This is a genomic window from Pseudoalteromonas sp. S558, from assembly GCF_005886635.1.
Taxonomy (GTDB): Bacteria; Pseudomonadota; Gammaproteobacteria; order Enterobacterales; family Alteromonadaceae; genus Pseudoalteromonas; species Pseudoalteromonas aliena.
In genome coordinates this window covers 1-342 of record NZ_PNDU01000706.1, presented here as the reverse complement: position 1 = coordinate 342, position 342 = coordinate 1, and the positions used below count along the sequence as shown (strand labels likewise).

Genomic DNA, 342 nt, shown 5'->3' with positions numbered 1-342 from the left:
AGCTATCGCCAGTGGCGCCGCCAAACCGGTCAGACCGCCCAGGCCAGCGCCCCACGCTCCGCCAGATACCCTATTTCCCTCATCAGCACTGCCGGCCCCGTAGGCCCCTCCCCCCACAATTCCATCAACCGTGCTGCCGAGGGCAATTTTGCCGAGAGTGCCACCGCCTTTTATGGCTGCCTTTGTCGCGCGACCGCCAACGCCCGAAACTCCCTGCGCCAATCCGCCGCCGATCTGCCCGGCAAGATACGAACCTGGGTTTTGCTGCTGAGCCGCTTTCGCATCGCCGCGCATCTCGGCAAGCACTTGTTCGCGCGGGACGCCGCTAAGCGAGCTGCCGCG

The 342-nt window shown here is 65.8% G+C and carries 1 protein-coding gene; it reads left to right on the top strand.

Features of this window, described 5'->3' with window-relative positions:
* Window positions 1–342 (top strand): hypothetical protein (locus CWB66_RS22555; RefSeq protein WP_212747857.1); only part of this gene is annotated, 342 nt, incomplete at both ends.